15 protein-coding genes are annotated in these 16,131 nt (G+C 37.6%); 8 read left to right on the forward strand and 7 right to left on the reverse strand.

What is annotated here, in order from left to right; translation table 11 throughout:
• The first annotated feature begins 130 nt into the window (after positions 1–130).
• Both L1I30_RS12280 and L1I30_RS12285 read left to right on the forward strand, forming a co-directional pair.
• Entirely contained in the window at positions 131–1,405 is a 1,275-nt protein-coding gene (locus L1I30_RS12280) for a PQQ-dependent sugar dehydrogenase (protein ID WP_236134589.1), read from the forward strand.
• 10 nt (positions 1,406–1,415) lie between these two features.
• Positions 1,416–3,704 carry a TonB-dependent receptor gene (locus L1I30_RS12285; protein WP_236134590.1) on the forward strand — a complete coding sequence of 763 codons (2,289 nt, stop codon included), beginning with the start codon at positions 1,416–1,418 and terminating at the stop codon, positions 3,702–3,704.
• Between the two features lie 3 nt (positions 3,705–3,707).
• Here L1I30_RS12285 and L1I30_RS12290 read toward each other — a convergent pair whose 3' ends face one another.
• The 3 genes from L1I30_RS12290 to L1I30_RS12300 all read right to left on the reverse strand — a co-directional run bounded on the left by L1I30_RS12290 (position 3,708) and on the right by L1I30_RS12300 (position 5,838).
• Positions 3,708–4,283: a DJ-1/PfpI family protein gene (locus tag L1I30_RS12290; RefSeq protein ID WP_236134591.1), complete on the reverse strand. Its 576-nt coding sequence runs from the start codon at positions 4,281–4,283 to the stop codon at positions 3,708–3,710.
• 68 nt (positions 4,284–4,351) lie between these two features.
• Positions 4,352–4,810 (reverse strand): pantetheine-phosphate adenylyltransferase, encoded by a 459-nt coding sequence (gene coaD / locus L1I30_RS12295; protein ID WP_236134592.1) that lies wholly within the window; start codon positions 4,808–4,810, stop codon positions 4,352–4,354.
• Positions 4,811–4,860: 50 nt separating this feature from the next.
• Positions 4,861–5,838: a D-alanine--D-alanine ligase gene (locus L1I30_RS12300; RefSeq protein ID WP_236134593.1), complete on the reverse strand. Its 978-nt coding sequence runs from the start codon at positions 5,836–5,838 to the stop codon at positions 4,861–4,863.
• 101 nt (positions 5,839–5,939) lie between these two features.
• Here L1I30_RS12300 and L1I30_RS12305 point away from each other — a divergent pair, with 101 nt between their 5' ends.
• The 6 genes from L1I30_RS12305 (at position 5,940) to L1I30_RS12330 (ending at position 13,735) form a co-directional block, all read left to right on the forward strand.
• The gene (locus L1I30_RS12305) at positions 5,940–6,569 is read left to right on the forward strand and encodes a PASTA domain-containing protein (protein ID WP_236134594.1); all 630 of its coding nucleotides are present in this window, start codon (positions 5,940–5,942) and stop codon (positions 6,567–6,569) included.
• Positions 6,556–7,614, forward strand: coding sequence for an RluA family pseudouridine synthase (locus L1I30_RS12310; RefSeq protein ID WP_236134595.1), 1,059 nt, complete (start codon positions 6,556–6,558; stop codon positions 7,612–7,614). Before L1I30_RS12305 ends, L1I30_RS12310 begins: the two co-directional genes overlap by 14 nt.
• A 227-nt stretch (positions 7,615–7,841) precedes the next feature.
• Positions 7,842–8,603: a peroxide stress protein YaaA gene (gene yaaA, locus L1I30_RS12315; RefSeq protein WP_236134596.1), complete on the forward strand. Its 762-nt coding sequence runs from the start codon at positions 7,842–7,844 to the stop codon at positions 8,601–8,603.
• A gap of 27 nt (positions 8,604–8,630) precedes the next feature.
• On the forward strand, positions 8,631–9,146 hold the full coding sequence (locus L1I30_RS12320) for a DinB family protein (RefSeq protein ID WP_236134597.1): 516 nt from the start codon (positions 8,631–8,633) through the stop codon (positions 9,144–9,146).
• Positions 9,147–9,559: 413 nt separating this feature from the next.
• A complete protein-coding gene (locus tag L1I30_RS12325; RefSeq protein ID WP_236134598.1) occupies positions 9,560–13,009 on the forward strand; it encodes a pyruvate carboxylase in 3,450 nt (1,149 codons plus the stop codon).
• 66 nt (positions 13,010–13,075) lie between these two features.
• A complete protein-coding gene (locus L1I30_RS12330) occupies positions 13,076–13,735 on the forward strand; it encodes a uracil-DNA glycosylase family protein (protein WP_236134652.1) in 660 nt (219 codons plus the stop codon).
• 13 nt (positions 13,736–13,748) lie between these two features.
• Here the strand turns inward: L1I30_RS12330 and L1I30_RS12335 are convergent, their stop codons facing one another.
• The 4 genes from L1I30_RS12335 to trpB form a co-directional block, all read right to left on the reverse strand.
• Positions 13,749–13,883 carry a 30S ribosomal protein THX gene (locus tag L1I30_RS12335; RefSeq protein ID WP_236134599.1) on the reverse strand — a complete coding sequence of 45 codons (135 nt, stop codon included), beginning with the start codon at positions 13,881–13,883 and terminating at the stop codon, positions 13,749–13,751.
• A complete protein-coding gene (locus L1I30_RS14325) occupies positions 13,883–14,011 on the reverse strand; it encodes a hypothetical protein (protein ID WP_262911059.1) in 129 nt (42 codons plus the stop codon). The genes L1I30_RS12335 and L1I30_RS14325 overlap by 1 nt, the downstream gene beginning before the upstream one ends.
• Before the next feature lie 82 nt (positions 14,012–14,093).
• Positions 14,094–14,855, reverse strand: a complete 762-nt coding sequence (gene trpA / locus L1I30_RS12340) for a tryptophan synthase subunit alpha (protein ID WP_236134600.1) — start codon at positions 14,853–14,855, stop codon at positions 14,094–14,096.
• Between the two features lie 71 nt (positions 14,856–14,926).
• Positions 14,927–16,108, reverse strand: a complete 1,182-nt coding sequence (gene trpB / locus L1I30_RS12345) for a tryptophan synthase subunit beta (protein ID WP_236134601.1) — start codon at positions 16,106–16,108, stop codon at positions 14,927–14,929.
• Between the last annotated feature and the right edge of the window lie 23 nt (positions 16,109–16,131).

Consider the following 16,131-nt stretch of genomic DNA (forward strand, 5'->3'; position numbering starts at 1 on the left):
TACCAAGGCTGCCAAACCTAAATATATAAGTAGATATTCCTTATCTATTGTTAAATTAAACCCAATGAGACTTCAAAATTTCACCTCATTTAATTTAAAGATTATTTTTAAGCTCAAATTAAAAAAAAATATGAAAAAGATTACCTTAGGCTTCTTATTGCTGACTGTTGGATTTAGTGCTAATGCACAGATGAAGGAGCTTGATGACAAACGAAAAGAGGAATTATCTCAAAGAGCCCCCGACACCGTTCAAACTACAATTGGGGAATTAATTTTGCCGGCACCCTTTCATTCGGCTTCTATTCAAAAAGTTAGTAAAGTAATAGGCTGGCCGGAAAATAAAACCCCTAAAGCTCCTCAGGGTTTTAAAGTTGAGAGATATGCCGATGGCTTTAAACATCCACGATGGACCTATATAGCTCCTAATAAAGATATTTTTGTCGTAGAGGCAAATACCCGAAATAGTGCCGATAGAATTACAATTTTAAGAGATACTGATACAGATGGTGTTTTTGAGCATCGAGGTGTTTTTATGGAGGGTTTAAATCAGCCCTTCGGTATGCTGGTTTTAAACGGCTACTTCTATGTGGCCAATACTGATGGTTTATATAGGTATCCCTATTCTGAAGGTGATTTGAAAATTGAATCTAAAGGTGAGAAAATAGTAGAGCTTCCGGCCGGTGGATATAATAATCATTGGACACGTAATCTACTGGCTAATGCCGATGGATCCAAGATCTATATTTCTGTAGGTTCTGCCAGTAATGTAGGAGAGTATGGAATGGACAAAGAAGTGAAACGTGCAGGGATTTTGGAGATTAATCCTGATGGAAGTGGTGAACGTATCTTTGCTTCCGGAATTAGAAACCCGGTAGGTATGGACTGGAATCCTGTTACGGGCGAACTCTGGACAGCAGTAAATGAGAGGGATAAGATTGGAAATAACTTAGTGCCAGATTATATAACAAGTGTAAAGGAAAACGGATGGTATGGCTGGCCTTATTCTTATTTCGGGCAAATTGAAGATCCGAGATGGGAAGACGACCCTCATACAGCTCTTGTAGAAAAAACTATCGTTCCAGATGTAGCAGTTGGCGCGCATACTGCTTCCTTAGGATTCTCTTTCTATACAGCAAATCAATTTCCGAATAAATATAAAAACGGAGCTTTTGTTGGACAGCACGGATCTTGGAACCGCGCAAATTTATCGGGTTATAAGGTAGTATTTGTGCCTTTTATTAACGGAGTTCCACAGCAGCCGGAGGATTTTTTAACCGGATTTTTAGCAAATGAAAAGGAAAGTGAAGTGTATGGAAGACCAGTTGGAGTAACCACTTTACCTGATGGGTCTTTGTTAGTTAACGATGACGATTCAAATATCCTTTGGAGAGTTATAGCCGAATAATATCAAAAAATTGAAAAGATACTTTCTCTCACTCTTCTTATTTGCTGTGGCTTCCATTGTGAATGCTCAGCAAATTAAGGGTAGAATAATAAATTCTACTACTTCGGGAGTAGTCGAGAATGCTCGCATTCTTGATGTCACGACCGGAGTTATTGTTTTTTCGGATGCTAGGGGAGAGTTTGAGATAACTTCCAACCAAAAGACCTTGCGATTGGAGATTACAGCGAAATCATATTATATTAAAAAAGTAGAGATACCTGTTGCTGATCTTTTAGAAATAGCCCTTCTTCCATTGCCGGAAATGCTTTCCGAAGTAATAGTCAAAGGAAGTGTTTTTTCAAACGAACTACGTCAAGTTCCTGCCTCGGTAGGAATGCTTACTAAGAAAGATCTAGAAAGAATTGATGCCGGAAACATGGTTCAGGTTTTCAATAACATTCCTGGGATATATGTTAATCAGGGGGCTTTAAATACTACTAAGTTAAGCATTCGCGGAATTGGCGCAAGATCACAATATAACACCAATAGAATTCAGGCTTATTTAAATGAAATTCCGCTTACAACGGGTGAGGGGGAACTAACTTTAGATGATCTTGATGTAGAATCCCTTTCTTCGATAGAAATAATAAAAGGCCCTACTTCCAGTCTCTACGGTGCAGGCTTGGGCGGAGTAATAAACCTATATGCGAAAAGTGAGAATGCCGAGAAAACTCAAACTTCAGCTGCTACACAAGTTGGGAGTTATGGGTTTTTGAAAAATACTATTGTAGCCTCCCATGCAACTGCAGATATAAATGTGTATGCTAATTATAACGATTTGCAAAGTAATGGATATAGGGATAACGGTTCTTACAAGCGCCAGTCGGGTTTAGTAAATATTGAATTTCCTTCCACTAACGGAAATAGCCTGAATGTAGTGGCAAATTATACTCATTTAAAAGCATTTATTCCCAGCTCACTAAACGAAGACGATTTTATAAATTCCCCGGAGAAAGCTGCATTTACATGGGGGAAATCGAAGGGTTACGAATCTTATAATTGCGGATTGCTGGGAGTTGCGTATACTACTAACATAGCTCCTAAACTAAAAAATACTACTGCCACTTATATTAATTTTAAAAATGCCTTTGAGCCGCGACCTTTTGATATACTAAAGGAAGAGCGAATTTCTACAGGAATGCGTACAAAGTTTAGGTACCTCACTGAATTTTTTGAGTTGCCTTCAGATCTTGTTTTTGGTGGGGAATATTACAGGGAGTGGTATGAAATGGCGACTTTTCAAAATTTATACGAAGAAAATGAAGGTCAGGGAAGCCTGCGAGGAAGTCAGTTAAGCAATAATGAACAGGATAGGAGTTACGTCAATTTCTTTGGACAATTTAAAGTTGAAGCTACAAAATCTCTTGATCTGGAAATGGGACTAAATTTTAACACAACGCAGTATCAGCTTAATGATATCTTTGAGAATGATGATTTAGACCAAAGCGGAAATTATAAATTTAAAACAGTTCTTTCTCCCAGGTTAGCTGCAAGTTATGAAGTAGCTTCCCAAAAGAATATATACGCATCTATAAGCCACGGTTTTTCCACTCCTAGTGTTTCAGAAACACTCACTCCCGAAGGGGAAATAAATACTTCGCTTAAACCTGAAACGGGAATTAATTATGAAATTGGTTTTAAAGGGAATTGGTTTAATAATGCTCTTTATACAGAACTCGCATTATATTCTATTCAGGTTAAAAATTTATTAGTCGCGCAACGAATAGCTGAAGACCGCTATGTGGGGGTAAATGCAGGAAAAACCAATCATAATGGAATAGAACTATTTACAACCTATAATTTACTGGTTTCAGACAATATCGCAATAAACCCCTATTTTAATTCAGCTATAAACTTCTTTGAATTTGAAGATTTTACGAATAATGAAATAGATTATTCAGGGAAACAACTTCCGGGAGTTCCGGAATATACTTTTAATTTAGGTATGGATATTACCTTTTTTAATTCTCTTAGGGTATATAGCAGTTTAATGAACGTTGGGCAAATTGCTTTAAATGATGCAAATTCTCTTTTTAGTGACGCTTATCAATTGCTTAATGTGAAAGCCTCTTACCAGCTACCGCTTTTTAAGGTGATGAATTTAAATTTGTCGGCAGGAATAAATAATTTATTAAATGAAAAATATGCTTCTAGCATTTTACCAAATGCTGTAGGTTTTGGAGGTGCGTCTCCCAGATATTATTATCCCGGAAATCCGCGAAATTACTTTGCAGGTATAGGATTGAATTATATCTTTTGATCTTTACAAGCTTATCTTGGTTCCTAATAACTTTAAGAATTCCCTAATTAAGGTGGCATGTCCCGGCCAGGCTGGAGAAGTGGCAAGATTACCATCTACTACGGTCTTTGTAACATCAACATCCTGAAAGTTTCCTCCTGCCAGGATAACTTCGGGTTTTACTGCCGGATAAGCAGTCAACTTTCTGCCTTTTACAACGTTCGCAGCGGTGAGAATTTGAATGCCATGGCACACGGCGGCCACGGGTTTATTTTCTTTAAAGAAGTGTTGTGTGAGTTCTATAACCCGTTTATTAAGTCGTAAATATTCGGGAGCACGCCCTCCCACTAAAAAAAGTCCATCATATTCCTTTTCATTCACCTCGTCAAACGTATAATTGAGCTGAAAGAGATGACCCGGTTTTTCGCTGTAAGTTTGATCTCCTTCAAAATCATGAATAGCGGTCTTTATCTTGTCACCTTTCTTTTTATCTGGGCAAACAGCGTGTACGCGATGTCCTATCATTTCCAGCATTTGAAAAGGGACCATGGTTTCATAATCTTCAGCAAAGTCACCGGTAATGAATAATATATTTTTCATGATATTAATTTTAAGTCACTTAAAATTAAGTATTTATAAATCAATATCAAATAGAAAATGAAAAGCATTTATGCTTTGGAAACAACGGCTTTGGGAACCAGAAAAGAAATGTCTCCACCATTCTTTTTAATATCTCGTACAACGGTTGAAGAAAGGTGGCCTTTCCCGGAAGAAGAGATCAAAAATATGGTTTCTATGTCTGCCATTTTTAGGTTGGTCTGGCCAATGGTTCTTTCAAATTCAAAATCAATTGTATTTCTAAGTCCGCGAAGGATAAACTTTGCTTCAGCTCTTTTACAAAAATCGACAGTAAGCCCTTTGTAGGTGTCAACCTTTACTTTGGGTTCGTCCTTGAAAGTTTCATTCAAGAACCGAAGACGTTCCTCCAGGGAGAACATATATTTTTTATCAGAATTTACACCAATCGCAAGGATGATCTCATCGAACAGGGGTAATGCACGTTCAATAATATCGACGTGTCCAAGGGTAATAGGGTCAAAAGATCCTGGAAAAACAGCTCTTCTCATAATTTATAATTAAACCAATATCAATAGGTAAATATAATTAAATATAGATGTTATCTTACTAATGCCGCTTCTATAGCACTTCCAAAAAGTTCTTTTAAACTGATCCCTGCTTTTTCCGCTTGTTGAGGTAGAATGCTGGCTTCACTTAATCCGGGGGTGGTATTCATTTCTATAAAATGAGGTTCCCCGTTATGAAAGATGAACTCAGATCGGGTTAAGCCTTTCATCTTTAACTTTGAATAGATCATCTTTGAAATGTTCTGAACCTTCAGGGTTTGCTCTTCGGTAAGTCTGGCAGGTGTTATTTCTTGCGACTTCCCCAAATACTTTGCTTCATAGTCGAAGAATTCATTCTCTGAAACTATTTCGGTAACGGGTAATGCAAGTACCTCTCCTTTATAGGTAATAACACCTACAGAAACTTCAGTACCATCTAAAAAAGATTCAATAATAACCTCATCATCTTCTTTTAAGGCAACCAAAGTAGCGCGTTCTAAATTCTCAGCCTCCTTTACTTTTGTCACTCCAAAACTACTCCCCGCTTTATTGGCTTTAACAAAACAAGGTAGACCCACTCTCTCAATTATTTCATCTACCGGTACTTCATCGCCCTTATCTAAGAAGTAATTGGTCGCCGTTTTGATGCCATAAGGTCTTAGAACACTTATTAGGTCACGTTTATTAAAGGTGAGGGCAGCCTGATAGAATCCGCAGCTGGTTTGAGGGATTCCAATAAGTTCTAAGTATGCTTGCAATAATCCATTCTCGCCAGGGGTTCCATGAATAGTATTGAAAACGCAATCAAAAACAATGGTCTTGTCGTTTATCTTTACCGTAAAATTGCTTTTGTTAATAGGGTAGGGAGTGTCATTATCGGTTACCACAAACCATTCGTTTCGCATAATGTGAACTCTGTAAGGCTCGTAAAGTGAGCGGTCAAGATTTTTGTAAACCACATTCCCACTGTTAATAGAGATGCGGAATTCACTGGAATACCCGCCCATGGCGATGGCAATATTTTTCTTCATATTAAATAATAACACTTGATTTGCGTTAACAAAAATATGACTATTCAAGGGTGCTACCAAAACCCGCCTGTTTTTATATCTTTGCTTTTTATTATTTAACTATGAGCCTACTTAAATTTATCTTTAGCAAGACCTTTGTAATTCAATTGGTTTTAGCTGCAATTGCCTTGGTGGTTATTGCCTTTTTGGCCATGCAGTGGCTGGAATTCACTACGAATCAGGATGAACGCATTGAGGTTCCTAATCTGGCCAGCTTGTCTTTAGATGATGTGGAAGATAAATTGAGCGAAATGGATTTACGATATGAAATTCTCGACTCAGCGAATTTCAATCCCGATTATCCAAGATATGCGGTTATAGACCAAGTGCCATTACCGGGAAAGTACGTAAAGGAGAATAGAAAAATCTATCTTACTCTAAATCCTTCCGGATATAGAAAAGTGGTAGTGCCAGATCTTATTAGAAGAACACGAAGACAGGCAGAACCTACTTTGCGTTCTCTTGGGTTTGTAATTGGAACCATAAGCTACAAACCAGATATAGCAAAAGATGCTGTACTGGAATTAAGACATAAAGGGAAATTGATCGAACCGGGAGATGAACTGATGAAAACTTCAGTAATCGATCTTGTGTTAGGTGATGATTCCGGACAATCCTTCGGAAATGAAATGGATGAAGATACGTTGGAGATAAATGAACCCGAAACAGAAACAACTAATGACGAATTCTAATATTGATCCGGAGTTGGAAGCTCAGGATGACGAACTCTATGAACATCATAAATTTACTGCAGATAAAGGCCAACAACCTTTACGCGTAGATAAATACCTGATGAACTATATTGAGAATGCCACTCGAAATAAAATTCAAAAGGCAGCAAAAGATGGAAATATCCATGTTAATAATGTCGCTGTAAAATCGAACTATAAGGTTAAGCCCGGAGATGTAGTGCAGGTACTTTTTGAACATCCGCCTTACGAATTCTTACTTACCCCAGAAGATATTCCTCTGGATATCGTGTATGAAGATGATGCCTTGATGGTAGTAAATAAACCGGCAGGAATGGTAGTACATCCCGGTCATGGTAATTACAGTGGCACTTTAATCAATGCCCTGGTTTATCATATCGATAATCTACCGAATAATAGCAGCGAGCGCCCCGGATTAGTTCACCGTATAGATAAGGATACCAGCGGACTACTAGTAATTGCCAAGACAGAACAGACCATGACGCACCTCTCTAAGCAGTTCTTTAAGAAGACCAGTTCCAGAGAATATGTTGCTTTAGTTTGGGGAAATGTGGTAGAAGAAGAAGGTATAATAGAAGGTAATATTGGAAGACACCCTAAGAACCGACTTCAAAACACCGTGTATATTGGAGATGACGAAGAAATGGGAAAACCAGCTGTAACCCACTATAAAGTGCTTGAGCGCTTTGGTTATGTAACGCTGGTTTCCTGTAAATTGGAAACCGGGAGAACTCACCAAATACGTGTTCATATGAAGCATATAGGGCATACGTTGTTCAACGATGAGCGTTATGGCGGAGAGCGTATTTTAAAGGGTACTACCTTTACTAAATATAAACAATTTGTAGATAACTGTTTCAAGATCCTTCCGCGTCAAGCGTTGCACGCAAAAACTCTTGGATTTGTACACCCTGTAACTAAAGAATGGATGAGTTTCGACTCAGAACTGCCACAGGATATGCAGGATTGTATCGAAAAATGGCGTGCATATTCCAAAAATCAAAAGGAATTTATAGAAGAAGAATAAGGGCGTGACCCCATAAAGGGGTCGGGCTTTCGGCAGTCGCTTCCCGGTTTAACACCGGGAGAGCTCCAACAATGCCTCTATCCCTCACGCACATTATAAACACATTCAATAGTTGCATTTAAAACATCTTAGGTAAGGAGTTTATATCTTACTTTAAGAATGTTATTTTTGTGAAAGATTGGAAATTCCGCAAAGCATTTCCATCAGAAAAAAAAATATGCAATAATATGAAGATAGTTATATCCCCCGCTAAAAGTTTAGATTTTGAAAGTAAGTTGCCTACCACTAGGGGTACGCAACCGTCATTTTTAGATACTACAGAAAAGATCAACAAGAAACTGTCCAGATTAAGCAAATCTGAAATTTCCGATTTAATGCATATCAGCGATAAATTGGCCGATCTTAATTACGGGAGATATAAGTCTTTTGAACCAGAACATACCAAAACCAATTCCCGCCCGGCAGTTTATGCTTTTAATGGCGATGTATACTCAGGATTGGATGCCTATACGATCCCTACAGAAAAACTTGATAAATTGCAGGATAGCCTACGCATTCTATCTGGTCTATATGGAGTTTTAAGACCTCTGGATCTTATCCAGCCTTATCGATTGGAAATGGGAACTTCCATAGGTATAGGGAAAGCTGATACACTTTATGAGGTGTGGCGTAAAAAGATTACCGATCATCTTAACAAAGGAATGTCAGAAGATGAACTTTTCATTAATTTAGCCAGTAACGAATATTTCAAGGCTGTAGATACCAAAAAGCTGAAAACACCTGTAATAACTCCTGTATTTAAAGATTTTAAGAATGGTAAATTGAAGATCATCAGTTTCTTTGCGAAGAAAGCCAGAGGTTCTATGGTACGTTATATCTTAGATAAGAATGTTGAAACCCTAGAGCAATTAAAGGGTTTTGATTACGATGGTTATAAATACAGTGAAGCTGAATCTACAAAAGCCAACGAGCTGGTGTTTACAAGATAGCGGAGTGTAATCTCTAAAACGAAGCTTATGCAACAAATAAGATGGTTTGAAAGAACGTTCGACTTTACATTCGAACAAAATATTTTTCCTTCAATTGTTGAAAGGCTTGACGGAACTTCCGTAAGATTAAAAGCAAAACTTGAGAATATACCAGAGAGTGTGTTGATATTAAAACCAAGAGGGGGGTGGTCTATTAAAGAAAATGTTGGTCATCTCATAGATTTGGAATCTTTATGGCAAAGAAGGTTACACGATATATTAGATAATAAAGAATATCTGTCTTCTACCGATTTAAATAATACACAAACTGATATAGCACAACATAATAATACTGATATAGCCCAATTGCTGAAGCAGTTTCGAGAAATTCGGGAGATAACTTTAAAAAATCTAGCGAGCTTGGAAGAAGAAGATGTATATAAAACAGCGCTACATCCAAGACTTAAAACGCCAATGAGAACGATGGATCTATTTCTTTTTGTAGCTGAACATGATGATCATCATTTAGCCAAGATCACAGAAATTATAAGAATCAAAGAATAGAGTGTAGTCCTAAAAATATAGCGTATTCAACTATCTAGAAATTAAATTTCACAGCATTATTTAAATTGCTCTCGGTTGTTGCTAATATCAACAGGCATTATATTCAAAAAATTATTTTCACGCTTAATAATTTGCGCAACACCTTTTTATCTCCAAAGCAGTCGTTAGGCTGTCAATTTTTTTACATTATTAAAGTGTATCGCCATATATCATTTGACTGATATACAGATCATTTTTATGATATTCTCATATTTCGAACAGATATTTTAAATTAAATGTTATTCAAAAGTCATAAAATTCAGCACTTTTTCGAAATTGATAAATAGATCAAAAGCCGGTCAAAGCTTCTTCTTTCAGTAAATTATTTAATAACTTTCAAATTCATATGTTTTAATTAAAAAAGCGTTGATATAATGAAAATTAAAAAGGTTTTAGTTGCTAATAGAGGAGAAATCGCAATCAGGATATTTCGTGCCTGTACCGAAATTGGTATAAAAACAGTTGGGATCTATACATTTGAAGATAGGTATTCCCTGCACAGATATAAAGCAGATGAATCTTATCAAATTGGAGAAGACACCGATCCGTTAAAGCCTTATTTGAATATCAACGCCATTATTCAGGTAGCAAAGAAAAATGATGTGGATGCCATCCATCCGGGCTATGGTTTTCTTTCTGAAAATGCAGAATTTGCGAAACAATGTGAAGAGAATGGAATAATTTTTATTGGTCCAAAAGTCTCTGTTTTAAAATCTTTAGGCGATAAGGTGAAGGCTAAAGAGGTGGCGGTTGCCAATAATGTGCCTATTATTGAAAGCAATAATAAAGAGCTGGATTCCATAGAAACTGCTTTGGAAGAAGCCAAGAGAATAGGATACCCCCTCATGCTTAAAGCAGCGTCCGGAGGTGGTGGCCGAGGGATGCGGGTAATAAGAGATGAAAACCAGTTAAAATCGGCTTTTCCAGAGTCGAAACGTGAAGCAGGAAATGCTTTTGGAGATGATACAGTTTTTCTCGAAAAATTCGTAGAAAATCCTAAACATATAGAAATTCAGATAGTTGCCGATGTTCATGGAAACATGGTTCATCTTTTTGAGCGAGACTGTTCTGTGCAGCGTCGTTATCAAAAGGTGATAGAATTTGCACCATCGCTTGGCTTAGCCCAGGAAACAAAAGATAAATTATATAAGTACGCAATTGATATTTGTAAGGCGGTAGATTATAACAACATTGGTACAGTAGAGTTCTTAGTAGAAGATAATGAGATCTACTTCATAGAAGTAAATCCGCGTATTCAGGTAGAACACACTGTTACTGAAGTTATTACCAATATCGATCTGGTTAAAACCCAACTTTTCATTGCAGGAGGTTATAAGCTAAGCGACCAGCAAATTAAAATTGATGGGCAGGAAAGCATAGAGATTAACGGTTATGCGCTTCAATGCAGAATTACCACGGAAGATCCTCAAAACGATTTTAAACCGGATTACGGAACCATAACAACATATAGAAGTGCTTCAGGATTTGGTATTCGTTTAGATGCGGGAAGTGTTTATCAGGGCGTTACAATTTCACCTTTCTTCGATTCTATGCTGGTAAAGGTTTCTGCCAGCAGTAGAACCTTAGATGGGGCATGCCGTAAGATGAGAAGAGCTCTTGCTGAATTTAGAGTGCGAGGTGTGAAGACCAATATGGCATTCTTAGATAATATTTTAGCCAACTCAACCTTTAGAGAAGGAAAAGTAACTGTAAATTTCATAAAGGATAATCCTGAGCTCTTTAAGATAAAAGAACCTCGAAATCGAGCTACCAAAATGGTGCAGTTTTTAGGGGATATCACAGTGAATGGAAATGCCGATGTGAAATTCAAAGATCCTTCTAAGAAACTGATCCTTCCTAAGGTTCCAAAATTTGATGAGTATGCAGCTTATCCACAAGGAACTAAAGATCTTTTAACCGAATACGGTCCGGAGAAATTTTCCAGATGGTTAAGACATCAAAATAAGGTCCATTTTACCGATACTACCATGAGGGATGCGCACCAGAGCTTACTGGCCACTCGAATGCGTACTTACGATATGATGAAGGTTGCAGAAGGATTCGCTAAAAATCATCCCAATATCTTTAGTTTAGAGGTTTGGGGAGGTGCGACTTTTGATGTATGTCTGCGCTTTTTAAAAGAAAATCCATGGGAGCGATTACGGCTTTTACGAGCTGCTATGCCCAATGTGCTCTTACAAATGCTAATTCGAGGTTCCAATGGCGTTGGATATACCGCTTATCCCGACAATCTTATAGAGAAATTTGTGAGCGAGGCCTGGGAGAATGGGGTAGATGTATTCAGGATCTTCGATTCCCTTAACTGGATGCAATCTATAGAGCCTTGTATTAAATATGTAAGAAATAACACACAGGGACTGGCCGAAGCCTCCATTTGCTATACAGGAGATATTCTCGACCCTAAAAGGACCAAATATACTTTGGAGTATTATGTGCAATTGGCAAAACAAATGGAAGATGCCGGAGCACATATTCTTGGAATAAAAGATATGGCCGGACTTTTAAAACCATATGCGGCTGAAGAACTGGTTTCAGCATTAAAATCGTATATAAATATACCTATTCATTTACATACTCACGATACCTCTTCCATACAAGCCGCTACGTACTTAAAGGCTATAGAAGCTGGAGTAGACGTGGTAGATGTTGCTTTGGGAGGTCTTTCCGGTCTTACCTCTCAACCCAATTTCAACTCTATAGTGGAAATGCTGAAGTTTGAGAGTAGAGCGCATGATTTTAATATGGATAAATTAAATGAATATTCTCAATACTGGGAAAGTGTTAGAAATTATTATTATCCTTTTGAAAGCGGACTAAAGGCTGGGACAGCTGAAGTATATAAGCATGAAATTCCCGGAGGGCAATATTCTAATTTAAAACCACAGGCAGAGTCTTTAGGTTTAAGTAGCAGGTTTCATGAGATCACTAAAATGTATGATGAGGTAAACGACCTTTTTGGAGATGTGGTTAAGGTCACGCCAAGTTCTAAAGTAGTGGGCGATATGGCGCAATATCTGGTGAGTAATAATTTAACAATAGAAGATGTTCTGGAACGCGGAGAAACTCTTTCGTTCCCGGAATCGGTTAAGAGTTTCTTTAGGGGGGATCTTGGTCAGCCCGTGGGTGGTTTCCCGGAGAAAATCCAGAAGATCATTCTTAGAGATGAAGAAGCTTACACCAATAGGCCAAATATGCATCTCGAGCCTATAGATTTTGAATCGGAATTTTCAGAATTTAAGGAAGCTTTTAAAGAGGGAATGGGAAGACCTTTGGATATTACCGATTTCTTATCGTATAAGTTATACCCTAAAGTCTTTACAGATGCCTATAATCATCATAAAAAATACGGAAATGTAATCACCATCCCTACCAAGAATTTCTTCTACGGAATGGAACAAGGGGAAGAGATTATTGTAGAAATGGATAGAGGAAAGACTTTATTGATACAACTTATCTCTGTAGGGGAAGCGAACAGTGATGGTTTTGTGGATGTATTCTTTAAAGTGAACGGTCAAACTCGCGCAGTGCAAGTGCAGGATACTTCCATAAAAGTAGAACGAGTGGTACACCAAAAAGCAGATAAAGATAACTCCAAGGAAATAGGAGCTCCGTTACAAGGCTCTCTGGCTTCAGTACTTGTGAAACAAGGACAAAAAGTGAAGAAAAATCAGCCCTTGTTTATTATAGAAGCCATGAAAATGGAAACTACCATTACTTCTAATGAAGAAGGGGTAATCGATAAAGTTATATTACCTCAAGGCAGAATGGTATTTGCAGATGATCTTGTAGTAATTATAAAGTAAACTACTTTAATATTGGTTTTCAAAAAGACTGAAATGAATCGCGGGAAGTGGAGGGATGATAAAGGAATGTTCCATCATCAACATCCTTATCGCCCTTTTATACCCGAAAATGCTACTAAGCTCATTGTTGGTACCTTGCCACCTCCGCGATTTACTACAGGGCAATTAAAAGAGGGAGATGTCGATTTTTGCTATGGAAGCAGAGATGGTTTACTATGGGTAGTACTGGATAGGTTATTCCATTTAAGTTTGAAATTTGAGAATACCTCAGAAGCTGTTATTCAACGTGCCGATTTTCTTAAGAGCAGAGGAATAGGGATTTGTGACATGGTGGAAAGCAGTCGTCGTGGAAAAGTGGATGCCTCAGATTTAGGAATGCAGGAGGTAGAACTTCGTGATATGATTACTATACTTAGAAATCATCCAAAAGTGGACACTCTTATTTTTACAGGTGGGAACAGCAAGAATGGTCCCGAATATTTTTTCCGAAGACATTTAAGAACGCTTGATGAAAAGATCAACTTAAAAGTAGTGTCTAATGAAATTCCAAGAATACATCAATTTCTCTTAGATGGAAGATTGATAAATACAGTTTCTCTAACAGCTCCTTCAGGTTCTGCGAATAGAGCCATAGGTGGAATGGATTTGTATAAGTCTATAAAAATGAAAAACCCTGAATTCAATACAATTGATTTCAGAGTTCTTCAATATAGGGGGTATTTTTAGGGGTAGATGTAACTTACTGTAATTCTTTTTTATCCTGATCGGCTAGGGTAGAAGGTTTGATCTTGAATTTTTTCCTCTTCGGCCTTAATTTACCGTGAGTTCCAATTGCAATTTTTCCTCTTTTAGTCTTTTTATCTCCTCTTCCCATTATTTTTTGTTTTGTTGATCTTTAATGGTTTTTTCATCTATATCAACCTTATTGGTCTTTTGGTTTCTATCTCCAGTAAGATTAGTAGGATTCTTTTGTTCCTCTTTTCTTTCAAATTTCTTTTCCATGATATAAAGATTTTTAATTTGTTTAAAGATAAAGGTTTGGAATCATAAAAAGTATTAACAGCCTGTTACAGGAAGGTTAAAGCTACCTAATGTTCTTTACAAACTCTGCAATTTTAGAAGTCCCTTTATTAGTTAGGTGTTTAATAAAGGCGCTTCCTATAATAGCACCTTTGGCAAATTTTGTGGCCTGTTGGAAACTCTCACTATCACTAATTCCAAAACCGATAACCTGGGGATTCTTTAATTTCATTTCTGAAATTCTTTTGAAATACTCCCTAGTATCATTACTAAAGCCAGTACTGCTTCCTGTTACACTCGCACTGCTCACCATATAAATAAAGCCGTTGGAAACAGAATCTATAAAGTTGATACGCTCCACTGATGTTTGGGGAGTGATTAGAAATACATTGTTGAGACCATGAGCTTCGAAAATAGTTTTGTATTTTTCGTTGTATACATCCACGGGAAGGTCGGGAATGATCAGGCCGTCAATTCCTATTTCCTGACACTTTTCACAAAATTCTTGCACACCATATTGAAGAATTGGATTGAAATATCCCATAATAAGAAGTGGTATAGAAACTGTATCACGAATTCCCTGCAATTGCTCAAATAATTTATGAGTGGTCATTCCATTTCTGATTGCCTTCGTGCTACTTTCCTGAATGGTGGGCCCATCGGCTAAAGGATCGCTAAATGGAAGGCCTATCTCTATCATATCCACACCGTTCTTTTCCAGATCTTGAATAATGGAAACGGTATCACCCAAATTAGGATAGCCAGCCGTGAAATAAATAGAGAGCAATTTTTTATCCTCTTGTAATTTTTGATTTATTCTGTTCATGAAATATATTTTTGAAGGATGAATTCATTAGTATGAAACACTCCTTTATGTCTATTCTTTTTTAAATGAAATTATAGATTGAAGTACTCTATATAAGTATTCAAATCTTTATCTCCTCTACCGGAAAGATTTATAACTACCACATCATCTTCATTGAATTTACGGGTTTCAAAGATCGCCAAGGCATGGGAGGTTTCAATAGCTGGAATAATTCCTTCGAGGTTCGACAGCTCTAAACCTGCTTTCATGGCATCATCATCGGTAATAGAAATGAATTCGGCACGTCCAGTTCTAAATAAATTGGCATGCATTGGGCCAATTCCTGGGTAATCTAATCCTGCAGAAATAGAGTAAGGCTCGGTTATCTGGCCATCTTCGGTTTGCATCAATAAAGTTTTGCTCCCATGGATAATACCTTCTTTTCCTAATGCTGAGGTGGCAGCGCTTTCACCGGTAAATACTCCTTTTCCGGCAGCTTCTACTGCGATAATACCAACCTCGGGTTTGTCTAGATAGTGATAATAAATACCTGCAGCATTACTCCCGCCACCTACACATGCTACCACGTAATCTGGATTTTCACGTCCCTCTTTTTCCAAAAGCTGAGTTTTGATCTCTTCAGAAATCACACTCTGAAATTTGGCCACCATATCGGGGTAAGGGTGAGGTCCTACCACAGATCCTATAATATAATGTGTGTCTACCGGGTTATTTATCCAATCTCTTATAGCTTCATTGGTAGCATCTTTCAACGTTCTACTTCCCGATAAAGCGGGAATTACAGTAGCTCCCAACATTTTCATTCTGGCAACATTCGGTGCTTGACGTTCTATATCTATTGCGCCCATATATACAATGCACTCCATTCCCATCAAGGCACATACGGTAGCTGTAGCCACTCCATGCTGACCTGCGCCGGTTTCAGCAATGATTCTGGTTTTCCCCAAACGCCTCGCCATCAGAATCTGGCCGATTGTGTTATTTACCTTATGAGCTCCGGTATGACAAAGATCTTCGCGCTTTAAATAAACCTTGGTATTATATTTCTTACTGAAACGTTCTGCAAAATAAAGTGGGGTGGGTCTACCTACATAATCTTTTAGCAGTTGTTTGAATTCTTCTTGAAAGGATTCCTCTTTCATGATTTCGAGATACTGACTTCGTAGTTCTTCTACATTTGGATAAAGCATTTCAGGAATATATGCTCCTCCAAACTCTCCATAATATCCTTTTTCATTAACTTGATAGCTCATTTTATTATTTTTTCTGCCTCAAG

Source organism: Gillisia lutea, from assembly GCF_021568705.1.
Taxonomy (GTDB): domain Bacteria; phylum Bacteroidota; class Bacteroidia; order Flavobacteriales; family Flavobacteriaceae; genus Gillisia; species Gillisia lutea.

Excerpts from the sequence above, each read along its gene's own strand:
- L1I30_RS12280 (WP_236134589.1), top strand. The coding sequence starts at position 131 with ATGAAAAAGATTACCTTAGGCTTCTTATTGCTGACTGTTGGATTTAGT.
- L1I30_RS12290 (WP_236134591.1), bottom strand. The coding sequence starts at position 4,283 with ATGAAAAATATATTATTCATTACCGGTGACTTTGCTGAAGATTATGAA.
- coaD (WP_236134592.1), bottom strand. The coding sequence starts at position 4,810 with ATGAGAAGAGCTGTTTTTCCAGGATCTTTTGACCCTATTACCCTTGGA.
- L1I30_RS12300 (WP_236134593.1), bottom strand. The coding sequence starts at position 5,838 with ATGAAGAAAAATATTGCCATCGCCATGGGCGGGTATTCCAGTGAATTC.
- L1I30_RS12305 (WP_236134594.1), top strand. The coding sequence starts at position 5,940 with ATGAGCCTACTTAAATTTATCTTTAGCAAGACCTTTGTAATTCAATTG.
- L1I30_RS12310 (WP_236134595.1), top strand. The coding sequence starts at position 6,556 with ATGACGAATTCTAATATTGATCCGGAGTTGGAAGCTCAGGATGACGAA.
- yaaA (WP_236134596.1), top strand. The coding sequence starts at position 7,842 with ATGAAGATAGTTATATCCCCCGCTAAAAGTTTAGATTTTGAAAGTAAG.
- L1I30_RS12320 (WP_236134597.1), top strand. The coding sequence starts at position 8,631 with ATGCAACAAATAAGATGGTTTGAAAGAACGTTCGACTTTACATTCGAA.
- L1I30_RS12325 (WP_236134598.1), top strand. The coding sequence starts at position 9,560 with ATGAAAATTAAAAAGGTTTTAGTTGCTAATAGAGGAGAAATCGCAATC.
- L1I30_RS12330 (WP_236134652.1), top strand. The coding sequence starts at position 13,076 with ATGTTCCATCATCAACATCCTTATCGCCCTTTTATACCCGAAAATGCT.
- L1I30_RS12335 (WP_236134599.1), bottom strand. The coding sequence starts at position 13,883 with ATGGGAAGAGGAGATAAAAAGACTAAAAGAGGAAAAATTGCAATTGGA.
- L1I30_RS14325 (WP_262911059.1), bottom strand. The coding sequence starts at position 14,011 with ATGGAAAAGAAATTTGAAAGAAAAGAGGAACAAAAGAATCCTACTAAT.
- trpA (WP_236134600.1), bottom strand. The coding sequence starts at position 14,855 with ATGAACAGAATAAATCAAAAATTACAAGAGGATAAAAAATTGCTCTCT.
- trpB (WP_236134601.1), bottom strand. The coding sequence starts at position 16,108 with ATGAGCTATCAAGTTAATGAAAAAGGATATTATGGAGAGTTTGGAGGA.